Below are 23,563 nucleotides of genomic sequence, written 5' to 3' on the forward strand. Positions count from 1 at the left end.
ACCCATCGACCTTCCTGGCCTTTGCCGACGGCGGTAACCATACTCGTGCCCATGAGTCCCACCGGCGCCACCCGCGACGACCCCGGCTTCCCTGCCGTCGACCCGTTCACGATCGAGTCGCTGACCGTCGACGTCTACCGCGCCCCCGTCACCCGTCCGGTGCGGACCTCCTTCGGGGAGATGGCGGACCGCCCGGCGGTCGTGGTGACCGCCCGATGCACCGACGGCGTCCACGGATACGGGGAGGTGTGGTGCAACTTCCCTGAGCCCGCCGCCGGCTACCGGGCCGACCTGATCGCCCGGGTACTCGCTCCGGCCGTCGTCGGCAGGCCGTGGCCCGGGCCCGAGGCCGTGTTCCATCACCTATCGGAACGGTTCAGGCTGGTGGGCATCCAGGCCGGCGAGCCGGGGCCCTTCAGCCAATGCATCGCGGGTATCGACATAGCACTTTGGGACATGGCGGCCCGGCGGGCCAGCCTGCCGCTCTGGCGGCTCCTCGGCGGATCGGGGAGCGGTCGGGTCCCGGCCTATGCCAGCGGGATCGGGCCGGAGGACCCCTCCGGCCAGGCCGCCGCGGCCCGGGAGCGGGGCCACCGCGCCTTCAAGCTGAAGGTCGGCTTCGGGAGGCGGCGCGACCTCGCCAACCTCGACCGGATGCGGAGCGAGCTGGGCCGGGAAGCCACCATCGCCGTGGACGCCAACCAGGCGTGGTCCCCCGGCGAGGCCAGGTCGATGATCCGCTCGCTCGCCCCCTACGCGCCGGCCTGGTTGGAGGAACCTATCCCGGCCGACCGGCCCGAAGCCGACTGGAGGAGCCTGGCCGACGGCTCCCCCATCCCCCTGGCGGGCGGCGAGAACCTGGTCGGTGAAGCAGCCTTCGACACGGCGATCGAGACGGGAGCGCTAACCGTCATCCAGCCGGACGTGACCAAGTGGGGCGGCATGACGGGATGCCTGCCGGTCGCCGGGCGGGTCCTGGCAGCCGGTCGCCGCTACTGCCCCCACCATCTCGGGGCGGGAATCGGGGTCCTGGCCTCCGCTCACCTGCTGGCGGCGGCGGGTGGTGACGGCCTGCTGGAGATCGACTCCAACCCCAACCCGCTCCGCGAGGGCCTGGCCCGACCCTTCCCCCGGCTCACCGACGGAACACTGTTCCTCACCGATGCCCCCGGATTGGGCGTGACGCCGGACGGCTCCGTCTCCCGTCTGAGGGTCGACCGGAACCGGTAATCGCGTGCGGGTGGGTGAGTACCCTCCTTCGGCAGCTACCGCGGGAGAACTCCGACATCGACGACCGTCCCGACCCGAGCCCCGTGACACCCCGGAGGGTTGGCCTCGTGGGACTCTCGGCCGTCCTCGCCGGTGCGATGGCCCTCTCGATGACGCCCGGGCCGATCATCGGGATACTGTCCCGTTTCTTCATCGATGACCTGGGCTTGACCCGGACCGAGATCGGAGCGGTCGCCACCTTTCACGCCTTCGCGATCATGATCACCAGCATCCCGCTCGGGGTGCTGGCCGACCGCCTGAGCGGCCGCTACACCCAGATCCTGATGCTGCTGTTCGTGTTCCTGGGGCTGCTGACGATGGCTTTCTCCTGGGATTTCTGGTCCCTGATGGTGTTCGCCGCGATAGCCGGAATCCCGGCCGCCGGAGCCAACTCGGCGACCAACAACATCATCGTCGAGAACGTTCCGGCCGGGTCGCGCGGGTGGATAACCGGGATCAAGCAGTCCGGGGTGCAGATCGGGATCCTGGCCACCGGGCTGGCCCTGCCGGTGACCGCGGCGCGCCTCGGATGGCGGATGGCGCTGGTGCTCGCCTCGCTGGTGGCGCTGGTGGGCATCGCCTTCACCCTCGCCATCGTGCCCTCCGGACCCGCCGCCTGGACTCCGGCGCGGACTGCCGGGGAACGGCGCGGGCGTCAGCCGGGCGCGGTGCGGTGGCTCTCGGCCTACGGCATCACCATGGGGATCGGCGTGGGCACGTACGCGGCCTTCGTTCCGCTCTACGCCCAGGAGAACCTCGGCATGGGTGTGACCCTGGCCGGCACCGTCATCGCCGTGTCGGGCGCTTCCGGCGCGCTGTGGCGGGTCGTATGGGGAAGGATCGCGGAGCGGGCCGGGCATCCCTCCGCCCCGCTCCTGGTGATCGGTGCCCTGTCTGCGGGCGCCTTCATCGCCACCTGGGTGGCCCCCTACACCACGCCCTACTTGATATGGGTCGGGGCGGTGCTGGTTGGGATGAGCACGGGCTCCTGGATGTCGGTCGGCATGATGGCCGCCATCATGCTGTCCGATCCGAAGCAAACCGGCCAGAGCACCGCGTCGATCGTGCTCGGGTTCGGGCTGGGTCTGACCATCGGGCCGGTGGTGTTCGGGTGGGGCGTGGACACGTTCGGCGCCTATGACCTGCCGTGGGCAGGGGTAACGCTCAACTTCGCGGCCGCCATGACGATGATGTTGCTGTGGAGGTACCGCTCTCGCGCGCTGGACGAGGCAGTGGTCGGCCATGGCGCCTGATCCGGATCTGGCAGAATCGGCCCGACCAGAAGCATGACACCGGAGGTCTCCGCCCCGATGAGCACACCCGACCCTTCCCGTCGAGTACCCCTGACCGTGCCACAGATGGGTGTGGTCGAAGAAGTGGTGGTGATCGAATGGCTGGTCGACCCCGGGGCCGCAGTGGTGGAGGGCCAGGAGGTGGTCATCGTGGAGACCGAGAAGGCCGAGGTCGCTCTGGAGTCTCCGGCATCGGGCGCCATCGACATCGTGGCGACCGTGTCAGATGACGAGGTGCCCGTCGGGGCGACCCTCGCCTACATCGACCCGTGACCCCACCCGGATTCGGTCTCGACGGCCGGAGGGCACTGGTCACCGGATCTGCCAGTGGCCTGGGCAAGGCGGTAGTGCTGGCTCTCGCTGCGGCCGGCGCCGAAGTGGTGGGCGCCGACCTCGCGAGGGAGGCCAACCGCCAGGTGGCGAGCACCGTAGGCGGCACCGCCGTCACCCTGGACGTCTCCGACAAGGCGGCCGTAGAGGCGGCGGTGGAGGAAGTCTGGACCCGCTTGGGCGGTATCGACGTGCTGGTCAACAGCGCCGGCATCGGAGGCCGTGGGGCAGCAGCCGGCTATCCACCGGATTTGCTGGCGCGGGTGATCGACGTAAACGTCAAGGGCAGCCTCTACATGTGCCAGGCGGTGGGACGGCGCATGATGGAACAAGGCCGGGGCTCGATCATCAACATCGCCTCTATCGGTGGACTGGTGGCCTTTCCCGGCAGCGTCGGGTATCAGACCAGCAAGGGCGGGGTGGTCCAGATGACCAGAGCCCTCGCCGTGGAGTGGGCCGCCTCCGGAGTACGGGTCAACGCGGTGGCGCCGGGGCACATCGCAACCGAACTGGTCCGGCGCCAGTGGAAGACCGAGCCGGAACTCAGGGAGTTCTTCCTGTCCCGCACCCCGATGGGGAGGCTGGGCACCCCCGAGGACGTGGCCGGTCCGGTCGTGTTCCTGGCCGGTGACGCCGCGGCGATGATCACCGGCCAGATCATCGCCGTAGACGGGGGGTACACCGCCCAATGAGCCTCACCGGGGCCATGTCACCCGGCCTGAGTCTGGGCATCCACCGGACCATGGTGCGGATCCGGGTGTTCGAGTCCCGGGTCGAGGAGTTGTTCAAGGCCGGCAAGCTACCCGGATTCGTCCATACCTACATCGGCCAGGAGGCCGTCGCCGCAGGCGTGTGCGCCGCCCTGGACCGCGACGACTACATCACGTCCACCCATCGCGGCCACGGCCACGCCATCGCCAAGGGCATGGAGCTCGGTCCGATCATGGCGGAGCTGTACGGCAAGGCGACAGGGGCCTGCCGCGGGCGGGGCGGTTCGATGCACGTGGCCGACTTCTCGGTCGGGATGCTGGGGGCGAACGGGATCGTGGCCGGTGGGCTCGGGATCGCCACCGGGGCCGCGCTGTCAGCCCGCTACCGGGGCACCGGCCAGGTGGCGGTGGGCTTCTTCGGGGACGGAGGCATCAACAAGGGGACCTTCCACGAGGCGCTCAACTTCGCCGCCACCCACCGCCTCGGGGTGGTGTTCGTGTGCGAGAACAACCAGTACGCCCAGTTCACCTCCCGGCTCCGCACCACATCGGTGGAGGACCTGTCGGTCCGGGCCGCCGCGTACGGAATCCCCGGAGTGACGGTGGACGGCAACGACCCCGCGGCGACCTACCGGCAGACGCTCGAGGCGGTGGCACGGGCGCGTGAGGGAGTCGGGCCGACCCTGCTGAACATGGAGACCTACCGCTTCGGCGGCCATTACGTGGGCGATGCCGAGGTCTACCGGGCATCCGCCGAGGTGCAGGCCCGGCGTGAGGAGGATCCGATCCTCCGCTGGGAACGGACGCTCACCGATGAAGGGCTCATGACGGCCGGAGCCGGGGACGCGGTGTGGGCGGAGGCCGGGGAGGAAGTGTCCGCCGCGGTGAGCTTCGCCGAGGAGAGCCCTTATCCGGAGGGCGGCACCGCCCTCGAGAACGTGTTCACCCGGGTCCGCTGATGGCGCAGAGGGACGGCACGACGCGAAGGATGAGCTTCGGCCAGGCGACCGTGGACGCCATGAGGTCCGCCATGCGAGAGGACGACCGCGTGGTGGTGCTCGGAGAGGACATCAGCTGGGGCGGCAACTTCGGGCAGTTCCGGGGCCTGCTGGACGAGTTCGGACCCGACCGGGTCATCGACATGCCCATATCGGAGGCCATCATCATGGCGGTGGGCGTCGGGGCGGCGGTGACCGGACTGCGCCCGGTGGCCTCGATGAGCTTCGTCGAGTTCACCCTCGGGGCCATGGACGAGATCGTCAACCAGGCCGCCAAGTTCCGCTACATGTTCGGCGGGCAGGTGTCGGTGCCGCTGGTCCTCCGAGCCTCCGACGGGGTCCTCCGCTCATCGGCCGGCCAGCATTCGTCCAGCCTGGAGGGCCTGTTCACCCACCTGCCCGGCCTGAAGGTGGTGGCCCCGTCCAACCCGGCCGACGCCAGGGGCCTCCTGCGGGCGGCCATCGCGGATGACGACCCGGTGGTCTACCTCGAGAACAAGCGGATCACCGCCAAGCGAGGACCGGTCCCGGCGGGGGACCACGTGGTCCCGCTCGGCTCGGCCGCGGTTCGCCGCACCGGCGCGGACCTGACCATCGTCACCTACTCGGTGATGACCCTTCACGCCGAGAAGGCCTGCGCCCGGCTGGCCGAGATGGGCATCGACGCGGAGCTGATCGAGCTCAGGTCGCTGGTGCCGCTCGACCTGGACACCGTGCTGTCCTCCGTGGTCAGGACCGGTCGGGTGGTGGTGGCGCACGAAGCCTGGGAGTTCGGCGGGTTCGGGGCCGAGGTGGTGGCCGCCATCACCGGTCAGGCCTTCGACCGGCTGCGAGCCGCGCCGGTGCGGGTGGGCGCCGCCCAAGCACCCATCCCGTTCAGCCCCCCGCTGGAGCGGGCGGTCGTCCCGGGAGAGGATGAGATCGTGGCCGCCGCCCGGGAGGTCATGGGCCTTTGCTAATTGCTAATTGCTAATTTATATCTGATTGTACTTAACAATCGCTAGCCCGGGTACCGGTGGAACCACGGCGCGGGCCGGAAGGGTGGTCAGATCACTCTTCCATGCGATCCGGTCCTTCCCACCGGATGGTCCTGTGGCCCTGCATGCGGTGGAAGGCGAGGGCCAGCTCCGATGAGCCCGAACCCGGGCCGGCGTGCAGCTGCCCCGGGAGCCGGTAGGTGTACGTCCCGGCCTCCCAGTCGTGTATCTCGCCGCCGTCGTGGCCGGGCAAGCGCTCGGCCATGGTGAACTCCCCGTCCAGCACGAAGACCTCCTCCGCGCCGGCGTGGGAGTGCCACGGACCGTCCTCGTTGGTCCAGGAACGGGCCCCTGCCAGCCACACCTGACCGTGGGGACCGTCGGCTAGTGGACGGATGAACCGGCCCGGGAGCTCGCTGACGGGCGTCCACGGAGATCCGCTCGCCGACCCGATCACGGGCTTGGACAGCATCCCACCGACCGAGCTGTCGTACCGGACCGGCGCCGAGGTCATCAGCAGCGCCAGGGTGGGTGAGAGGGCCCGGATCCCGGGGATGACGTCGCCCGATCGGACGGCTGCGTAGTCGTACTGGCCCACCCGCTCCCCCGCCACCATCAGGTCGCCGCGGACTACGAACAGCTCGACATCGGCGGTGAACGCCCCCACCACGCCCGACCCCCATCCCGAGCTCAGCATGACGAGGCGGGTCGCCGGCCCGGACATGTCCTTCGAGAGGGTCCGGGCTTCGATCCGGCCCTCGCATCCCGAGATGGTCATCATCCTGCTCGGCACCTCGGCCTCGCGAACGGCCGGCAGTGACCGGTGGCGGCGGTCCACCACCGCCGGATCGGCAACGGTCTCGCTCACATCGGAGTTGCGCAGTCGGCCAGGAACGGGGCCGGTTCCTCCAGGTTCTCGACGAGCCTGTTGAGGAAGCGCTGCCCGAGACCGCCGTCGATCACCCGGTGGTCGAAGCCGAGCGAGAGGGGCATCACGGGCGCCACCGTCACGGCGCCGTCCCGGACCACCGGCGTGTCGACGGCCATCCCTATGACCAGGATGGAGGTCGTGCCCTTGGGAATGATCGGGGTGCCCCTGGCCCCTCCCAGAGCGCCGATGTTGGAGAGGGTGAAGGTGGCGCCGGTCAGGTCGTCCGGACGGAGCGACCGGGCCTTGCCCCTTACGCCGAGGTCGGCGATGGTCGCCGCCAGCTCGATCAGGCTCAGCTTCTCCGACCGGTGGATCACCGGCACCAGCAGGCCCTCATCGGTATCCACGGCGATCCCCACGTCCAGGGAGGGGTGGAGCAGCAGCTCGTCGCCCTCCAGGGTCGCGTTGAAGACGCGGAACTCGTCCAGGACCGGCACGAGGGCCTTTATCACCAGGGCCTCCATCGGGATGCTCCGCCCGTGGCGGGCCGCCAATGCCCGCCGGGCCGCCAGGAGGCGGGTGGCATCGACGTCGTGGAAGACCGTCACGTGGGGGATCTCGAGCCAGGAGGCCGTCATGTTGCCGGCGATGGTGCGGCGCAGCATCGAGAGTCGGACCCGCTCACCCGCGGCCGGCGCCACAGCATCCTCGCGAGTCACGCCGTCGACGGCCGCCATCACGTCATCCCTGGTGATCCTCCCGCCGGGGCCCGTCCCCCGGACGGAGGACAGGTCGATGCCGTGTTCCCTGGCCAGCCGGCGCACGACGGGTAGAGCCTTGACGGAGGCCTCCTGTGCAGGCTGCCCGGCCGGACCCCTACCGGCCGGACCGGTGGAACGCCGCGAACCGGTGGCTGCGTCACCGGGTTGATCGCCATCCGGCCAGACCTCCCCGGCTCGGCCGATGACTGCCAGCACCGCCCCCACCGCCAGGGTCTCACCCTCCAGAGCACCGTGGTGCAAGACCGTCCCTCCGGCGGGAGCAGGGATCTCCACCACCGCCTTGGCCGTCTCGACCTCGACCAGGACATGATCGGCCTCCACCGGCCCGCCCACGGGAACGTGCCACCGGACGATGTCGGCCTCGGTGAGTCCATCACCGATATCGGGCAGCTCGAACACGTAGGGCATCGGGTTCAATAGTACGCGAGCCGGGTCACCCGCCAGCCCACCGGTTGGAGTCCGTCACCCGCAGGCAAGACGGATCAGACCGGCACCTTCGCCCGTTGCTGCTCCAGCTCCTCCATGGTGACCAGCACCTCGCGGGCCTTGGAGCCCTCGGAAGGCCCGACGATCTCCCTGGTCTCGAGGATGTCCATGATCCGCCCTGCCCGGGCGAACCCGATCCTGAGCTTTCTCTGCAACATGGAGGTGGATCCCAGCTGCGAGCGGACCACGAGCTCGGTGGCCTGCCGGATCAGGTCGGCATCCTCGCCGTCGTCCTCATCGGATGCCTCCTGGCGCTTGGACTGGCGGACTTCCTCCTCGATCTTCCGGTACTCGACCTTCTTCTGGTCCCGCACCCACTTGACCACCGCCGCGACTTCGCCCTCGCTCACCCATGCTCCCTGCACCCGTTGGGGGCGTGGCTCGCGGGCGGTGATGACCAGCATGTCCCCCACCCCGACCAGCTTCTCGGCGCCCACCACGTCGATGATCACCCGAGAATCGGCCTGCGACGCCACGGAGAACGCGAACCGGCTCGGAATGTTGGCCTTGATCACGCCGGTGATCACGTTGACCGACGGCCTCTGGGTGGCGATCACCAGGTGGATCCCCACCGCCCGGGCCATCTGGGCGATGCGGACGATGGCCGACTCGACGTCACGGCCCGCCACCATCATCAGATCGTTCAGCTCGTCGACGACCACCACCACGTACGGGAAGCGATCGAACTTGGCCGGATCCAGGCCTCCTGCGTCGTGTTTCTCGTGGTAGCCCGTGATGTCCCGCACCCCGCTGTCCGCGAGCAGCTCGTAGCGCCGGTCCATCTCGCCGACCGCCCACTGCAGGGCCTCCAGCGCCTTCTTCGGCTTGGTGATCACCCGGGTGAGCAGGTGGGGAACCCCGTTGTACTGGCCGAGTTCCACCCGCTTGGGGTCGACCATGATCAACCGGACATCCTCCGGTCTGGCCCTCATCAGGATGGACGTCACGATCGAGTTGATGCACGAGGACTTGCCGGCACCGGTCGCGCCCGCGATGAGCAGATGGGGTAGATCTGCCAGATTGACCAGGACGGGACGCCCCGAGATGTCCTCCCCCAAGCCGACCGTCAGCGGATGGTGGTTGGAGGTCGACTCCTCCGAGGAGAGCACGTGGCCGAGCGTGACCAGCCGGCGGTGCCGGTTCGGAACCTCCACCCCGATCGCCGACCGGCCCGGAATCGGCGCCAGGAGCCGCACATCAGGGGTCGCCAGGGCATAAGCGATGTCGCCGGCCAGGTTGGTGACCCGAGCGACCTTCACCCCGGCGGCAAGCTCGATCTCGTAGCGGGTGACGGTCGGCCCCGACACCACGTTGGTGAGCCGGGCGTTGACCTCGTGATCGTGGAGCGTGGCTTCGAGCTGGCGGGCCGTCTCCTGGACCATCCTCCCGCTCCGTTGCTCGGCTCTGGGTGTGTCCAGCAGGTTGAGAGGAGGCAACCGGTACCCGCCCGCATCGGGTGCGGTCGTGGCCGCGGCCGGCTTCTTCGGCGCCTTGCGGCGCCCGGCCGGCTTCGCCTTACCTGCCTTCGAAGCGCCCGCATCGGGACGCTTGGCAACCTTGACCTCGTCCGATCCGGCGGCATTCGCGGGAGCGGCCTGCGGCGGACGGACCGGCCGGCGAGGTCTCGACACCTCGGCGGGACGGGCCCTGCGACGCTGCTGCAACCCCCCTGCGATGCCGGCGAAGCGGACACGAGCGGCGCTCAGCCGTGATCGGATCACCCTCACCGCATAGACGCTCAACTCCCCCGACGCGACCAGGACCTCACCGATGGAGGCCCGCATGGCGAGCATCACCCCGCCGGACGCCACCACCACGAGCACTACGAAAGCACCCCAGAACCCGAGCATCCGCTCCAGCGGGAAGGCGGCCAGCGACCCGATCACCCCGCCCGACTGCTTCACGCCCTCGGTACCGCCGGCCAGGGCCGGATTGCCGGTCATGAGATGGAACAGCCCCACCAACCCCACCAGCCAGACCACAACGCCGAAGACCATCCTACGGTGGCCATCGGTGGCGCGACCGAGCAGGAGAGCACCTCCCAGGCCCAGCAGGACCAGGGGCGCCAGGTAGACCCACATGCCCAGCAGCAACCGGAGCCCATCCAGCATGTGCTGGCCCAGCGGGCCTGCGGACTGGAAGAAGGCGAGGGCCACCACTACGCCGGCGAGCGCGAGCCCGAGGCCGATCAGGTGGTGGGCCTGGCGTCCGATCCCGAAGCGGAGGCGCTCGTAGAGCAGAGCGAAGACCGACACGCGAGGCTCGGCTCGGCGGCCCTGCGGAGCCCGCTTGGACGGGCCTGCCTGCCGACCCTGCCGCGCGGTACGGCCGGAGGCTTGAGGTTTGGCCGATCTGGGCGCAGACGCCCGGCGGGGGGCGGCGCCCCGGCGCGGTCCGGAGCGCGCCTTGCGCGGCTCCGTCCTCTTACGATTCGCATGTACCTGTGACACCCGTCTCCGCCCCGTGTCCCCACGGGTGGATGTCGCCTTGGCCATGTAGCCGACCAGACTACACCAATCCCAGTCCACACCGGCGGCTATCGCTGTGGACAGTGGTCACCGGCCACTGCAACCAGCAACTACCGGCTAGAAACTAACGACTAACAACTAGTCCACATAGGTGATCACCGGCACGACAACCGGCTTGCGGCGGATCTCGTTCCTGATCACCCGGCGCGCCGCGTGGCGGACGGCGGTGTCGACATCCCGGAAGAACCGCTCAGGATGCTGGTCGGCGGCGGTCATCACCGCCTCGGCCACATCGTCCATCACGCGTAGGGGCTCGGTCATCAGCCCGTAACTCATCACCTGTGGAACCCTCACCAACTCCTCGCCCTCCCCGTCCAGGAGGAGCACCACCACCAGCACCCCGTCATCGCTGAGCCGGGCCCGCTCCCGGAGGAGACCCTGCTGGATATCCCCCACCCCCGAGCCGTCCACGTACACGTATCCCGCATCGACGACATCACGTTCCACCCGGGTGGACTCGCCGTCCAGGACCACGGCATCGCCGTCCTCGAGGACCAGCACGTCCGGGACACCCATGTCGATGGCGAGGTCGGCGTGCGCGCGCAGATGGCGGTACTCGCCATGGATGGGCACGAAGGCATCGGGACGGATCAGGTTGATGAACGTCTTGAGCTCCTCGGACGACGCGTGCCCGGACACGTGCACGTTGGCGTTCCCCCCGTGGAAGACCGTGGCGCCCCGGCGGATCATGTCGGAGATGACCTTGGAGACGGCGGTCTCGTTGCCCGGAACCGGCGTCGCCGAGATGAGGACCGTATCGGTCTGGTTCAGGGTCACGAAGCGGTGGCGTCCCACGGCCATCAGCGACAGCGCGGCGAAGGGCTCCCCCTGCGAACCGGTGGTGATGATCATGACCTCCTCGGCCGGCAGGTCCATCGCCTCGCTGATCCTGATCACCCGATCCTCGGGGATGTGGAGAACGCCCAGGTCCCTCCCGATCGCCACGTTGCGCTCCATGGACCTGCCGATGAAGCTCAGGTAGCGCCCGGCGCCCACGCCGGCGTCGGACAGCTGCTGGACCCGATGCAGGTGGCTGGAGAAGCAGGTGCTGATGACCCGGCCCGGCGCCTGCCGGACGATGGAGAGGATGGGGGACTCGAGCGACTTCTCGGAAGGCACGAATCCGGCCCGCTCGGCGTTGGTGGAATCCGACAGCAGCAGGCGCACGCCCTGATTCCCGAACCGTCCGAAGCTGGGAAGGTCGGAGCGGCGCCCGTCGATCGGCGTCGGATCCAGCTTGAAGTCCCCTGTGTGGAGGACGAGGCCCTCCGGCGTGTCGAACACGACCCCGCTCCCCTGGGGAACCGAGTGGGAAACCGGGATCAGCTGGAACCTGAACGGCCCGTCAGTGACCCATTGACCGTCCGGGGTGGGACGGAAATCCCTCTCGACTCCCATCTCGTCCACCCGCCCGGCCGCGATGGCCAGCGACAGCTCGGTGCCGAAGACCGGGACCGGTACCTCCGAGAGGAAGTAGCCGAGGCCGCCCATGTGGTCCTCATGGCCGTGGGTCAGCACCACGCACCGGACGTCCTCCCGGCGCTCGACCAGCCACCGCCAGTCCGGGAGTACCAGGTCCACCCCCCGCATGTCCTCTTCGGGGAACATGAGGCCGCAGTCGACCAGCGCTATCTGACCGTCGATCTCGACCGCGGCGCAGTTGCGGCCAATCTCGCCCAGACCCCCCAGGAACGTGACCCGGACGCTCACAACCTCTGCGCTCGGCCTACTGCGGCGACCACGGTGTCGCGGGTCTCGGGCGACGCCGGGACCAGCGGGAGCCTCGGATCCCCGACCGGCTCCCAGAGGGCGTTCAAACCGGCCTTGGTGGGCATCGGGTTCGGCTCGATGAAACAGGCGTCGAACAGGGGCATCAGCCCTTCGTGGAGGCGCCACGCCTCGGGAGTGTCACCGGCCCGGTGGGCCTCGATCATCCTCTTGATCTGGCGGCCGGCCAGGTGACCCGCCACCGAGACCACGCCCTGACCACCCAACTCCATCATCGGCAGGGTGGCCGAATCATCCCCCGAGAGCACCATGAAGTCATCAGGCACCAACTCCATGCTGGCCTTGGTGAACTCGAGGTCGCCCACCGCGTCCTTGGTAGCCGCGATATTGGGATGCTGCGCCATCTCGGCGAGGGTCTCCACCTCGATCAACCGGGCCGTGCGGCTGGGGATGTTGTAGATCATGAGGGGAAGATCGGTGGCGTCGGCAATGGCGTGAAAGTGGGCCAGCAGGCCGGCCTGGCTGGGCCTCGAATAGTACGGGGTGACCGCCATCAGGCCGTCGACCCCTACATCGGCCGCCTTCTTGGACATCTCGACCGAGTGCCGGGTGTCATAGGTTCCGGTTCCGGCGATCACGGCCGCCTTGCCTCTCACTGCCTCCACCACGGTGGAGTACAGGGCCAGTTTCTCCGCGTCGGACAGGGTGGGCGACTCGCCGGTGGTCCCGGTGACCAGCAGGCCGTCGTGACCGTTCTCCACCAGGTGGGTCGACAGCCGGGCCATCCGGCCGTAGTCAACCGACCCGTCGCCGGTAAAAGGGGTAATCATGGCGGTGGTCAAGCCGGCAGTTAGGGCCAAGTTCCGTATCCTCTCGCGGGTGGCCGGCCTGGAAGCCGTCCTGTCGATTACCGCTCGGGCCAATCATAGGAAACTACCACCACTCGTGCCGCTCGCCTGGGTCCGGCTTGCGACTGCATCACAGAATACGTACATGCCGGACAAAACGATCAGCGTGCCTGACGACGTCGTGCCGATCATCGAAAACCTCGGCGTTCCGTTCTCGAGGTGGGTGACCGACCAACTCCGCCGCCACTCGGCCCAGACCACCACGACCTTCGGCCAGCAGCTCGTGACCGACGCCGCGCTCGCCGTCGGCGAGCGGCCGACCGAGAGGCACGCTCTCGCCACAGCCGAGCGGATGGAGCGATCTGCGCCGTGGTAGCGCGGGGCGCGGTGTACTGGATCGACCTCGACAGCCGCCAGCCGTGATGTCCGGCACCGCCGCTCCCGAGCGGTGATCAGAGGCCGAGCAGGCCGTCCAGACCCACCGTGACCGGCTCCTCCAGCGAGGAAACCGACCGCAATGCCAGGACGATCCCGGCGGCGAAGGAGGAGCGGTCGGTGGTGTCATGGCGGATGGTCAGGTACTCGCCGACCCCACCCAGGATCACCTCCTGGTGGGCCACCAGGCCCGGGGCCCGGACGGAGTGGACGGGAATGCCCTCGACGTCGGCGCCGAGGGCGCCGTCCTCCAGCTCCCGGCCCCGATCGCTCGGTGGAATACCCGCCTCCCGGCGGGCCCGTCCCATGCGGGCTGCGGTGTTGAGAGCGGTTCCGGAGGGTGCGTCGCGCTTCTGTTCGTGGTGCATCTCGATGATCTCCGCCACCGCGAAGAGCGGTGCGGCCATCTCCGCGAACCGCATCATCAGCACCGAGCCCAGGGCGAAGTTGGGGACCACCAGGCATCGCCGATCGCTCCCCGCCCACTCGTCCCGGAGCCGGGCGATGCGGGAGGAGTCGTAGCCCGAGGCCCCGATCACGACATGTGCGCCGAAGGACTTCCACCGGCGGACGTTGAACGGAGCCACTTCCGGGTGGGTGAACTCAAGGATCACGTCACACCGGCGCAAGTCCTCAGGATCGTCCGAGCAGATCCCCCCGGAGAGCCGCTCACCGTCATGGCCCGGTGCGTACAGACCGCCCACGACCAGGTCCTCCACCGGCTCGATCGCCGCCTGCGAGAGGAGTCCCATCCTTCCGGGAGCGCCCGATATCCCGACCGAGATCACGACAGGTATCCCTCGAACTCGCGGGCCGGGACCGGACCGACGGCGCCGACCACGCGGGGACCCGTCAGGTTCCGGGCGGCGATGTCCTCGATGTCCGCCCTGGTGACGGCCTCGACCCGGGCCAGGCGCTCATCGAGCGGAAGGTGGGGCAGGCCGAACAGCTGGTTGCGCCCCAGGCGGATCATCCGGGTGTTGGTGTCCTCCATGGAGAGGGCGAGGGCGCCCCGCATGTGTCCCTTGGCCCTGTCCAGTTCCGCGGCCGTCACACCGTCGGTGATCATCCGCTCGATCTCCTCGACCAGGATCTCCATGACCGTATGGGCATTGGCCGGCGTGGTGCCGACGTACACTCCCCAGCCGCCCGTCTCGGCGAAGCGCATCGCGAAGCTGTGAACCGCGTAGGCCAGGCCGCGTTCCTCGCGGATCTTCTGGAACAGGCGAGACGACATTCCGCCGCCCAGTATGTGATGCATCACGCCGTCGACGACCCGGCCCTCGTCGGTGCGATGCATCGACTCGCCTCCGAAGACCAGGTGGACCTGCTCGGTGTCTCGCTCCACCACGCTCGCCGTCGGGTCCACCCGGAGTGGGGCGAGGTCATGGGTGCCGTCCGCCGCCTCCCAGGCGCCGAACCGGTGCTCCACCATCTCCACCACGTCCCGGTGTTCCACGTTGCCGGCCACCGCCACCAGCGCGGTCCCCGCTCCGTAGCGCCGCTGCCAGTAACCCCTCAGATCCGCCGCGGTCATGCCACCGATCGACTCGCGGGTACCAAGCACCGGCAGGCCCAGCGGATGCCCCCGGAAGAGAGTCCGCATGAAGGTCTCCCCCGCCACATCCGAAGGGTCGTCTTCGTTCATGTTGATCTCCTCGATCACCACGTTGCGCTCGGAATCGATCTCCTCCGGTCGGAAGGCGGGACGCTGGAGCATCTCCGCCAGCAGGTCCATGCCGGTCGCCAACTCGCTGTCGAGCATGCGGGCCCAGAAACACGTGTACTCCTTGGAGGTGAAGGCGTTGCTCTGGGCGCCGATGGCGTCGAACGTCTCGGATATGTATCGGGCCGACAGCTCCTCGGTGCCCTTGAAGAGGAGGTGTTCGAGGAAGTGGGCCGCTCCCGCCTCGCCGGGATGCTCATCCCTGCTACCGGTGTCTATCCAGCAACCCACCGCTACCGACCTGACTCCCGGGACCGGCTCGGTCAGCACCGTCAACCCCGTGGACGTCTGTGAAATCTCAACTTGCATGGGCGGGGATGGTACAAGCTAAACGGCCCATCGAGTACTCGTCACCCTGCCCGTACAATGGACGGCATGGACGACGGAACGTCGGGCGCAGCCGGCCCGGCCACCTGCCACCGGCACCGGGACCGGGTCACGTACCTGCGGTGCTCGCGTTGCGAGCGGCACATCTGCGGCGACTGTTCCCGGGATTCACCGGTAGGCCAGCGATGCCCGGAGTGCGCCGGCGCCACGACCCGCGTCGTGCCCGCCCGGAGCATCCGCTCCGGCATCACCCCGGCGGTCCTCACCATCATCGTGATCTCGGTGGCCGCCTACCTGGCCCAGCGCCTGAACGTCCGGTTCACCATCGACTACGCCCACATAACTCCGGCCGTCAGCGCCGGCGAGTGGTGGCGGGTCATCACCGCCGCGTTTCTGCACTCGACCGGCAGCGTCCTCCACATCGTCTTCAACATGTACGCGCTCTACGTGTTCGGTCCGTACATCGAGCGGACGGCCGGCACCGTCCGCTTCGTAGCGCTCTACCTCGCCGCCGCGGTCGCGGGAGGGGTGACGTTCCAGTACCTGTCGGAGGGCGCCGCGGTGGGGGCCTCGGGCGCCATCTTCGGACTCTTCGGCGCCGTCCTGGTGGGAACCTATCCGCTCCGCCACACCCCGGCCGGCGCCGCCCGTTTCCGCCAGCTCCTCCTCCTGCTGGCTATCAACCTCGCGCTGCCCCTCCTGGTGCGCGGGATCGCCTGGGAAGCACATGTGGGCGGCCTGGTGGCGGGGATGCTCATCGTGTGGGCCTGGCAGCGGATTCCCGCCGGTCCCAGCGCTGACCTGATGCGAACGCTCGTGCCCTCGGCGCTCATCCTGGTGGGCATGCTGGCCGTGGTCGTGGCCTGAACGAGCGGTCCGTCAAGGAAGCGGAACACAGCGAGGAACATGCCTGGCTGTTCGGCAAGCAGAACACTCATACGGCGCCACATGTGTCCGGACCTGCGACAATAGAGCTTTGTGACACTTCGAGATCGCTCGCTGCTGACCGAGATCCTGCCCCCGGAGGAACGCGCCATCGAGTCGGTGGTCGGCCGGTACCAGCGGGTGGCGGGCGCGGTGACCCGGGTCGCACGCACCCTGACCGGTAGGGAGGAACTGCGGGTGACGCTCGGTTCCACCAGCAAGGCGTCCGAGCACGAGGTGGTGATCGACCCCGGACTCTTCCAGGCCGCCTACGGGCGGAGGGCTCCCGTCACCGCCGAGGAGACCGCCCTCGCCTCGGCACTCCACGAGGTGATCCACCTGGTCTCCTCCGACTTCGACGAGTGCCGGCCCCTACCGGACCGTTGGCTCCAGGACGACCTGCCCGGTCCGCAGGAGGGCGAGGAGTTCACCCTGCTGGAGGCCCTCGACCGGGCCGGCGGCCCCCCGGCCGAGGCGCTCTTCTTCGCGATTGAGGACGCCCGCCAGGAGCGTCAGGGCCTGGAGGCCTATCCGGGCGCCCGCTCCGTCCTCGAGGACCTCTACCGGTCGTCCCTGCGGGGAGCGCTGGCGGGTAGTGGACCTCTGACCCGGTTCACCATCGCCTGCTTCATGTCCGTGGGGGGATACGTCCCCCCCGACCGGCTGGAACGGCTCCTCGACTCCCGTTCCGGGGCTGCCTGGGCGGATTCCCGCGCCGTTCTCGACAAGGCATCGGTCGCCGCTCACCCGTGGGACACCGCTGATCTGGCGATGCAGCTCCTCGCCATCGCCAAGGCGCACAGCCTGATACAGCAGAGCGCGCCCGACGACCAACCCCAGGCTCGCCAGGAACGTGAACAGGCGGAGAAGGACGCCATGACAGACGGCCTGGACCGGGTCAGGCTCTTCTCGCCCGCCGTCCAGGACGCCGACCACTACAACGAGATCCGCCGGGGGGCCGAGGATCCCAGCGGCCTCGACCTCAGGTCGGCCAGGCTGGACCGGACCGCCGGTGAAGGGACCGATCAGCTGCTGATGGTCAGCCAGGCCCCGGTCATCTATCTCCCGAACGGCCAGAGCGGCAAGCTGGCCGTGGCGCGCGTTCCCGACTCCTTCCGCAATTTCTCCGACCGGGGAAGAACCGCCCTCGTCAACGCGGCCCGCGACTGGAACGTCGACCAGAGACAGGTCGGGGGCGAGCTGCATCCCCTGTTCATCGCCAACCAGCGCCGCGGGTTGAGATCGGGCTTCGACGCCGGTGACCTCTCACCCCACGCCGCGCTGCTCCTGGGCGGCGGCCTCTACCAGCGGATGTTCGAGCGCCGGTCCGTCTCCACCCGCCGCTCCTACGCGGTCAGCGTGCTGGTGGACGGATCGGCCTCCATGCTCCAGCCCCGGCGGCTGTCGGCGCCGCGCGACCGCCGGCCCTGGGGTCTGGCGGCCGCCATGCTCGGCGCGTGGACCCTGGCCGCCATGTGCAACGAACTCCGGGTGGACTTCGAGGTGGCGCTGTTCAACCGAGCCTTCGTCGCCCAGGTGGACGACACCGAGTGGACCTACTCCCGCCGGCGGGCAGCCGCCATCAGCGAGCTGCGCCAGAGCCACGGAGCAGCAGCCGATCGCCTCACCTCCACTGTCAACCACTACGTGCTGTCGGCCTTCCACGAACCCTGGCGGCGATCCGACGACCTTCTCGCCGGACTGTTCTGGACAGCAGCCCATGCGAGCGATGCGGGTATCGAAGCGCGGCGCAACCCGCGCCAGGCCCCACCCGTGTCGCTGTTCGAGAAGGGCGCCAACGTGGACGAGCTGAACGTCACCTACGCGGCCGGGCGGCTGGTCAACCACGGCGCCCGGGTCCGGGTGCTGGTGGTGCTGGCCGACGGGATGACCAGGGGGTCGGTGGAGGCCCTGGCCCGGTCGGTGGAGGAAGTGGACGGGCGGGGCACTACGGTTCTGGGGATCGGCGTGGGAGACGATACGGTGGTTTCCGCCTACCGTCACCATCAGGTGATCTCCCGTCCGGACGATCTGGCCAACTCCATGGTGGCCGGAGTACGGATGGCGCTCCGGCGGGGCCTGGCCCTGGACGGGGAGGACACCTGGTGGATCCGGGCCGGACGCCAGCAAACCGCGAGCAGCCCCCTAATGCCGGAGTTACGCAGTGCCTGACCAACCCGCGAAAGTCACGTTCACCGACCCGACCGGAGACGGCCGGCCCATCACCCTGGACACGGTGGTGGTTCCCAGGACCGAGGTGCGGGACTACGAGCAGCGCATCAACAAGATCCCCGAGCCCGACCCCCACTACGTCGACGTCGGCATGCTGTATCGCTTCGCCCAGGTGGAGAAGATCCGCCGGGAGGAGCCCGAAGGCACCGTACCGCTCCACCTGGCCGTGCGGGGGCACATGGGGACCGGCAAGGATCACGACATCGAACAGTTCGCCGCCCTGCTGCGCCTCCCCTACTACCGGATCCCCCTGACCGGCGAGGTGCGCGACATCACCCTCATCGGTTCGGTGAAGCTCTACGGAGACGGCCTCGGCGGCACGGAGAGCCGCTGGGAGGACGGTGACATCACCCGGGCGCTGAGAGGAACCGCTCTGGTGAACCTGTCCGAGTTGAACGCCGCCGGGGCAGAGACCCTCTTCGCCCTGCACGGCCTGCTCGACCGTTACGCGGCGCTCGACCTCCCGACCGGCGAGACGGTACCGCTCAGGGATGATGTCCGCCTGTTCGGAACGATGAACCCGACCGACCTGCGTGACTACGCCGGCACCCAGACCCTCAACAAGGCATTCGCCGACCGGTGGGTCATCTGGGAGAAGGACTTTCCCGACATCTCCGAGATCGAGGCCATGCTGGACCGCCGCTACCCCTCGATGCGCGACGTATACGTGCGCCATATCAGCAGGCTGGCCACCGAGATCAACCGGTCGTTCCTCTCGACCGACCCGGGCACCCGGGTGGAGACCCCGATCAGCCTGCGCACGGTTCTCGACCGCCTTCCGGTGGGCCTGATGGTGTACGAGCGGTGGGAGGACCCGCTCCGCACCGCCTGGGAAGCCATGGTGCTCCCCCACATCGATGCCTACGACATCGACCACTACGAGACGGTCTGGGCGGCCTGCGTGCGCAAAGGACCATCCGACCCGCCGTTCGGCGGCTAGAGCGGTACTCGGGCCGGTGCCACGGTTCGCCGCGGTCGATATCGGCACCAACTCCACCCGGCTGCTGATCGCCGACGTCGGTCGCGACGGGATGGCCGACGTGGAGCGGATCGAGAAGGTGACCGGGTTGGGGCGGGACTCGACCCGATCAGGACGGTTGACACCGGAAGGGATCGGGCGGACAGTCCTGGTGCTGGCCGGATACGGGCGACGGATCGGATCGGCCGGCGTCACGGCCTCTCGGGCGGTCGCCACGGCCGCCACCCGTGATGCCGTCAACCGTGAGGAGTTCCTCGCCGCCGCCCGGCAGGCGCTGGGTTTCCGTCCCGACGTCATTGACGGCGAGGAGGAGGCCGATCTGTGCTTCCGGGGCGCCACCGCCCGGCATGGCGACCCGGGCCGGATGGTGGTGGTCGATATCGGCGGAGGGAGCACCGAGATCGTGACCGATGACGGCGGCGTCTCGGTGAACATCGGATCGATCCGGCTCACCGAACGATGCCTGCCCGCCCACCCGGCCGTTTCCGCACACCTCGCCGCGGCCCGCCGGACCGCCGCCGAAGCGATGCGGTCAGCGGGATTCGCCGGCCGGCCCGAGGCGCTGGGCACGGCCGGCACGTGGACGACTCTGGCGGCCATCCATCAGGGACTCGACCGCTTCGATGCGGCCCGCGTCGAGGGCGCAAGCCTGAGCCTGACCGACCTCGAGGGCATGGTGTCCTGGCTGGGCAGGCTCACGCTCGAAGAGAAGCGGGCCATCCCCGGCCTCGACCCGTTACGGGCGCCCGTGATCCTGGGCGGCGCCGTGGTCGCCGAGACCGCCCTCCAGGTGCTCGGCCTGGAGCAGATCACTGTCACCGGCTACGACATCCTCGACGGAGTGTGCCTGGCATTGGCGGAAGGTTGGCGCTGAGCGGTACGAGCTGAGACACCGCTAGCTTGGGAGACGAACATCGGAGGAAGCATGGCCCGATACAGCATGGGAGACCCGCGACTGGACGAGACGATCCGCGATCTCGTCGCTCGAGCCGGGGACGGCGAGAACCAGGATCTGATCGCCGAACTCATGACGACCGCCCTCAAGCTCCACCGGGATCGGGCCGACCGATGGGAGATCAAGCTCTTCAACAGCGCCCTGAAGGAGATGCGTTACTCCTCCAAGGTGTTCAGGTCCTACGCCGAGACCCCGAAGGTGACCATCTTCGGATCGGCGCGTACCGCGCCCGACCATCCCGACTACCTGCTGGCCCGTGACTTCGCCCGCCTCATGTGGGAGGACCGGGGATGGATGGTGGTGACGGGCGCCGGCCCCGGGATCATGGAGGCCGGAAACCGGGGCGCCGGCCGGGAGGGTTCCTTCGGCGTCAACATCCGGCTGCCGTTCGAGGCCGCGCCCAACTCCTACATATCCGGGTCGCGGCTGATCAACTTCAAGTACTTCTTCACCCGCAAGCTGGGTTTCGTGAAGGAGTCCCACGCCTTCGCCATCTTCCCGGGCGGCTTCGGCACCATGGACGAGGCCTTCGAGCTCCTCACGCTGATCCAGACCGGGAAGGCGCCCATCCAGCCGGTCGTGCTGATGGAGGCGGGCGATTCCTACTGGTCCTCGTGGCAGGCGTTCGTCAGCGAGCGCCTGGAAGGGCACGGGATGATCAGCCCCGCGGACGCCAACCTGTTCGTGCTCGCCCAGGACGCAGCCGCCGCGGCTGACGAGATCTGCCGTTTCTACGCCAACTATCACTCCCAGCGTTACGTGGACGGACGGCTGGTGCTCCGGCTACGACACGCCCCCACCAAGAGGCAGGTGGAAGACCTCAACGAGGAGTTCGCCGACGTCCTCGCTCGGGGACGGATCGAGGCCATCGGTCCCTCGGAAGCCGAGATCCGTGATGGAGACGCGCTCGACTGCGCCCGGCTGGCGATGTGGTTCGACCGGCGGAGCCTGGGACGCCTGCGCCTGCTGGTCGACCGGCTCAACAGCTACGTCTACGAGACCCCGGGGTTCGAGGGTCCACTACCCAGGCCGCACACGGCCTGAGGACGCCGGACCCGATCACGGATGGCCTGATCAAGCGACCGCACCGGTCGATCCCGGGTGCTTGGCTCCCTCTTCGGAAGAGGCCGGCCCAACCGCCGGCGGGCCGGAGGGAAGGGCGTCGCGGGCAGAACGATTGCGGATACGCGGTGGTAAACTTGGCACCATGCGGGAAGTATTGTCTGATCTCGTTGCCGAGCAACAACAGCTCGACCAGTTCCTCCAGAGGATCACCGTCAACAAGTGGAACATCCGGCTCCCCCACGACGAGTGGACCATCCGTGACACGATCTCCCATCTGGCTCATTTCCAGGAGTACGCCTACAACGCCGTAGCCGAGGACGGGGCCATGCTCGATGATCTTGACGAGTACGAGAGCGTCGACGACATGGCCGAGGTCGGTGTCGAGCGAGGGCGGCAGATGCGCCCCCAGGACGTGATCGAGTGGTGGCGGCTCGGCAGGGCACAGGTGGTTGACGCCATGAGCAGGGCCTCGGCCTCCGACCGCGTCCCCTGGGTGTACTCGGACATGTCCGCCAAGACCTTCGCCACCCTCCAACTGGCGGAAGTCTGGGCCCACGGCCTCGACATCTACGAGGCGATGGACGAGGAGCCCGAGGATACGGATCGCCTCCGCCATGTCATCTGGTTCGCCCACATGACCCTTCCATGGGCCTTCGACCTCGCCGGGTACGAGTACACGGAACCGGTCCGGATCGAGGGGATCGGACCAATGTACGCCAAGTACGTGGCCGGCCCCGAGGACACGGACCAGCTCATCCGCGGTCCGGCCGGGGAGATCTGCCGGGTAGCGGTCGGACGGCTCCATCCGGACGACGCCGAGAACGTCATCCTGAAGGGTGAGATGGCCGACATAGCCTTCCAGGAGATGCGCATCTTCTGATGGCCTCCCGCCAACTCATCGGGATGGTCCACGCCCTACCACTCCCCGGCTCGCCTTCCTACCTCCCGCCTACAGGGGCCATCGTGGAGCGCGCCGTAGAGGACGCGATCCTTCTCGAGGAGAGCGGTTTCGATGCGCTCCTGGTGGAGAACTACGGAGACGCCCCGTTCTTCGCCGATCGAGTGCCACCGATCACCGTGGCGTCCCTGGCCCGAGTGGTGGCCGCCGTCCGGGCCGCGGTGGACATTCCGGTAGGGGTCAACGTGCTGCGCAACGACGCCATCTCCGCCCTCTCGATCGCCGCCGCCTGCGATGCCCGGTTCATCCGGGTGAACGTCCTGTCGTCGATGATGTACACCGACCAGGGCCCGATCGTCGGCCAGGCGGCCCGTGTGGCCCGGCTGCGGGCGTCGCTGAACCCCGAGATCGAGGTGCTGGCCGACCTGTTCGTGAAGCACGCCACTCCCCCGCCCGGCCTCTGCCTCGAGGACGCCGCCACCGATCTCCGCGACCGGGGTATGGCGGACGGCATCATCCTCTCCGGGCGCGGCACCGGCCTCCCGGCGGACGAGGACATGCTCCGGCAGGTCCGGCAGGCGGTTCCCGACACCCGGCTGCTGGTGGGCTCCGGAGTCGACAAGGTATCCGTCGCCTCCGTGCTCCGGACCGCCGACGGCGTGATCGTGGGCACCGCCATCAAGGAGGAGGGCGATGTCCGCCGCCCCGTGGACCCGGCCCGAGCCCAGGCCTTCGTTCAGGCCGCCCGATGCTCGGAAGGACAGACCTCGTAGCCCAGCGCGATCCGAGCGGTCGATTCCCCAGCGACTGAGCGAGCCGATCCGAGGGGGCGGCATCACTCGAGAGGTTCAGGTCGCTCCCACTCCTCGCCCCCTTCGTACTCTTCGACGAGAGCCAACAGGTGCTCGACATAACCCCGGACGCCGTGGCGGTCCACGGCGATCTCGTAGTTCTCCATGTTGTCGTGATGGAAGTGGATATGCAGCTTCTCGGCAGCTGAGAACCCGTTGATCAGGGAGGCGTCACCATATTCCTTGGCCATCTCCACCGAGGCATTCTTGTTGGCGCGACGCGAGTCATACTTCCACCCGCGTTGGAGAGAGGCGGCGATGATGGCCTGGACAGCGGCGCCGTAGAGTTTCTCGGCGCCCTGGCGAGTGTCGCCCATCGCGAACTCAGCCTCTGCCTGCTCCAGGAAGACCA

The 23,563-nt window shown here is 68.7% G+C and carries 22 protein-coding genes; 14 read left to right on the forward strand and 8 right to left on the reverse strand.

What is annotated here, in order from left to right:
• The first annotated feature begins 51 nt into the window (after positions 1-51).
• Genes OXK16_06225 through OXK16_06250 form a run of 6 tightly spaced genes read left to right on the forward strand, consistent with a single transcriptional unit; the run spans position 52 to position 5,558 of the window.
• Positions 52-1,230, forward strand: coding sequence for a mandelate racemase/muconate lactonizing enzyme family protein (locus OXK16_06225; protein MDE0375540.1), 1,179 nt, complete (start codon positions 52-54; stop codon positions 1,228-1,230).
• Positions 1,231-1,244: 14 nt separating this feature from the next.
• Positions 1,245-2,522: an MFS transporter gene (locus OXK16_06230; protein ID MDE0375541.1), complete on the forward strand. Its 1,278-nt coding sequence runs from the start codon at positions 1,245-1,247 to the stop codon at positions 2,520-2,522.
• 57 nt (positions 2,523-2,579) lie between these two features.
• Positions 2,580-2,834, forward strand: a complete 255-nt coding sequence (locus OXK16_06235; protein MDE0375542.1) for a lipoyl domain-containing protein — start codon at positions 2,580-2,582, stop codon at positions 2,832-2,834.
• Positions 2,831-3,583 carry a glucose 1-dehydrogenase gene (locus OXK16_06240; protein MDE0375543.1) on the forward strand — a complete coding sequence of 251 codons (753 nt, stop codon included), beginning with the start codon at positions 2,831-2,833 and terminating at the stop codon, positions 3,581-3,583. Before OXK16_06235 ends, OXK16_06240 begins: the two co-directional genes overlap by 4 nt.
• Positions 3,580-4,560, forward strand: coding sequence for a thiamine pyrophosphate-dependent dehydrogenase E1 component subunit alpha (locus OXK16_06245; GenBank protein MDE0375544.1), 981 nt, complete (start codon positions 3,580-3,582; stop codon positions 4,558-4,560). The genes OXK16_06240 and OXK16_06245 overlap by 4 nt, the downstream gene beginning before the upstream one ends.
• A 29-nt stretch (positions 4,561-4,589) precedes the next feature.
• Positions 4,590-5,558, forward strand: a complete 969-nt coding sequence (locus tag OXK16_06250; GenBank protein MDE0375545.1) for an alpha-ketoacid dehydrogenase subunit beta — start codon at positions 4,590-4,592, stop codon at positions 5,556-5,558.
• A gap of 91 nt (positions 5,559-5,649) precedes the next feature.
• Here the strand turns inward: OXK16_06250 and OXK16_06255 are convergent, their stop codons facing one another.
• The 5 genes from OXK16_06255 to dapA form a co-directional block, all read right to left on the reverse strand.
• Positions 5,650-6,444, reverse strand: a complete 795-nt coding sequence (locus OXK16_06255; protein MDE0375546.1) for a hypothetical protein — start codon at positions 6,442-6,444, stop codon at positions 5,650-5,652.
• Positions 6,441-7,637, reverse strand: coding sequence for a dihydrolipoamide acetyltransferase family protein (locus tag OXK16_06260; protein ID MDE0375547.1), 1,197 nt, complete (start codon positions 7,635-7,637; stop codon positions 6,441-6,443). Before OXK16_06260 ends, OXK16_06255 begins: the two co-directional genes overlap by 4 nt.
• A 74-nt stretch (positions 7,638-7,711) precedes the next feature.
• Complete coding sequence (locus OXK16_06265) at positions 7,712-9,970, reverse strand: DNA translocase FtsK (GenBank protein MDE0375548.1); 2,259 nt, start codon at positions 9,968-9,970, stop codon at positions 7,712-7,714.
• 351 nt (positions 9,971-10,321) lie between these two features.
• Positions 10,322-11,953, reverse strand: coding sequence for a ribonuclease J (locus tag OXK16_06270; protein MDE0375549.1), 1,632 nt, complete (start codon positions 11,951-11,953; stop codon positions 10,322-10,324).
• Positions 11,950-12,801 (reverse strand): 4-hydroxy-tetrahydrodipicolinate synthase, encoded by an 852-nt coding sequence (gene dapA / locus OXK16_06275; GenBank protein ID MDE0375550.1) that lies wholly within the window; start codon positions 12,799-12,801, stop codon positions 11,950-11,952. The genes OXK16_06270 and dapA overlap by 4 nt, the downstream gene beginning before the upstream one ends.
• Between dapA and OXK16_06280 the strand changes: the two genes are divergently transcribed.
• Entirely contained in the window at positions 12,800-13,195 is a 396-nt protein-coding gene (locus tag OXK16_06280) for a hypothetical protein (GenBank protein ID MDE0375551.1), read from the forward strand. The two genes, dapA and OXK16_06280, sit on opposite strands and share 2 nt — an antisense overlap.
• 76 nt (positions 13,196-13,271) lie before the next feature.
• On the opposite strand, the gene dapB is transcribed toward OXK16_06280, so the two are convergent.
• The gene (gene dapB / locus OXK16_06285; protein MDE0375552.1) at positions 13,272-14,042 is read right to left on the reverse strand and encodes a 4-hydroxy-tetrahydrodipicolinate reductase; all 771 of its coding nucleotides are present in this window, start codon (positions 14,040-14,042) and stop codon (positions 13,272-13,274) included.
• The gene (locus OXK16_06290; GenBank protein MDE0375553.1) at positions 14,039-15,289 is read right to left on the reverse strand and encodes a pitrilysin family protein; all 1,251 of its coding nucleotides are present in this window, start codon (positions 15,287-15,289) and stop codon (positions 14,039-14,041) included. The genes dapB and OXK16_06290 overlap by 4 nt, the downstream gene beginning before the upstream one ends.
• A 66-nt stretch (positions 15,290-15,355) precedes the next feature.
• Here OXK16_06290 and OXK16_06295 point away from each other — a divergent pair, with 66 nt between their 5' ends.
• The 7 genes from OXK16_06295 to OXK16_06325 all read left to right on the forward strand — a co-directional run bounded on the left by OXK16_06295 (position 15,356) and on the right by OXK16_06325 (position 23,133).
• Positions 15,356-16,174, forward strand: coding sequence for a rhomboid family intramembrane serine protease (locus OXK16_06295; protein MDE0375554.1), 819 nt, complete (start codon positions 15,356-15,358; stop codon positions 16,172-16,174).
• A gap of 111 nt (positions 16,175-16,285) precedes the next feature.
• Positions 16,286-18,403: a hypothetical protein gene (locus OXK16_06300; GenBank protein MDE0375555.1), complete on the forward strand. Its 2,118-nt coding sequence runs from the start codon at positions 16,286-16,288 to the stop codon at positions 18,401-18,403.
• Positions 18,396-19,403 (forward strand): AAA family ATPase, encoded by a 1,008-nt coding sequence (locus OXK16_06305; protein MDE0375556.1) that lies wholly within the window; start codon positions 18,396-18,398, stop codon positions 19,401-19,403. The genes OXK16_06300 and OXK16_06305 overlap by 8 nt, the downstream gene beginning before the upstream one ends.
• 16 nt (positions 19,404-19,419) lie before the next feature.
• On the forward strand, positions 19,420-20,316 hold the full coding sequence (locus OXK16_06310) for a hypothetical protein (GenBank protein ID MDE0375557.1): 897 nt from the start codon (positions 19,420-19,422) through the stop codon (positions 20,314-20,316).
• Positions 20,317-20,367: 51 nt separating this feature from the next.
• A complete protein-coding gene (locus tag OXK16_06315) occupies positions 20,368-21,441 on the forward strand; it encodes an LOG family protein (protein ID MDE0375558.1) in 1,074 nt (357 codons plus the stop codon).
• A 175-nt stretch (positions 21,442-21,616) separates the two neighbouring features.
• A complete protein-coding gene (locus OXK16_06320; GenBank protein MDE0375559.1) occupies positions 21,617-22,342 on the forward strand; it encodes a maleylpyruvate isomerase family mycothiol-dependent enzyme in 726 nt (241 codons plus the stop codon).
• Positions 22,342-23,133 carry a BtpA/SgcQ family protein gene (locus OXK16_06325; GenBank protein MDE0375560.1) on the forward strand — a complete coding sequence of 264 codons (792 nt, stop codon included), beginning with the start codon at positions 22,342-22,344 and terminating at the stop codon, positions 23,131-23,133. The genes OXK16_06320 and OXK16_06325 overlap by 1 nt, the downstream gene beginning before the upstream one ends.
• 62 nt (positions 23,134-23,195) lie before the next feature.
• On the opposite strand, the gene OXK16_06330 is transcribed toward OXK16_06325, so the two are convergent.
• Positions 23,196-23,563 (reverse strand): hypothetical protein (locus OXK16_06330; protein MDE0375561.1); only part of this gene is annotated, 368 nt, incomplete at its 5' end.

The sequence above is a fragment of the bacterium genome, from assembly GCA_028821235.1.
In the GTDB taxonomy this organism is placed as follows: domain Bacteria; phylum Actinomycetota; class Acidimicrobiia; order Spongiisociales; family Spongiisociaceae; genus Spongiisocius.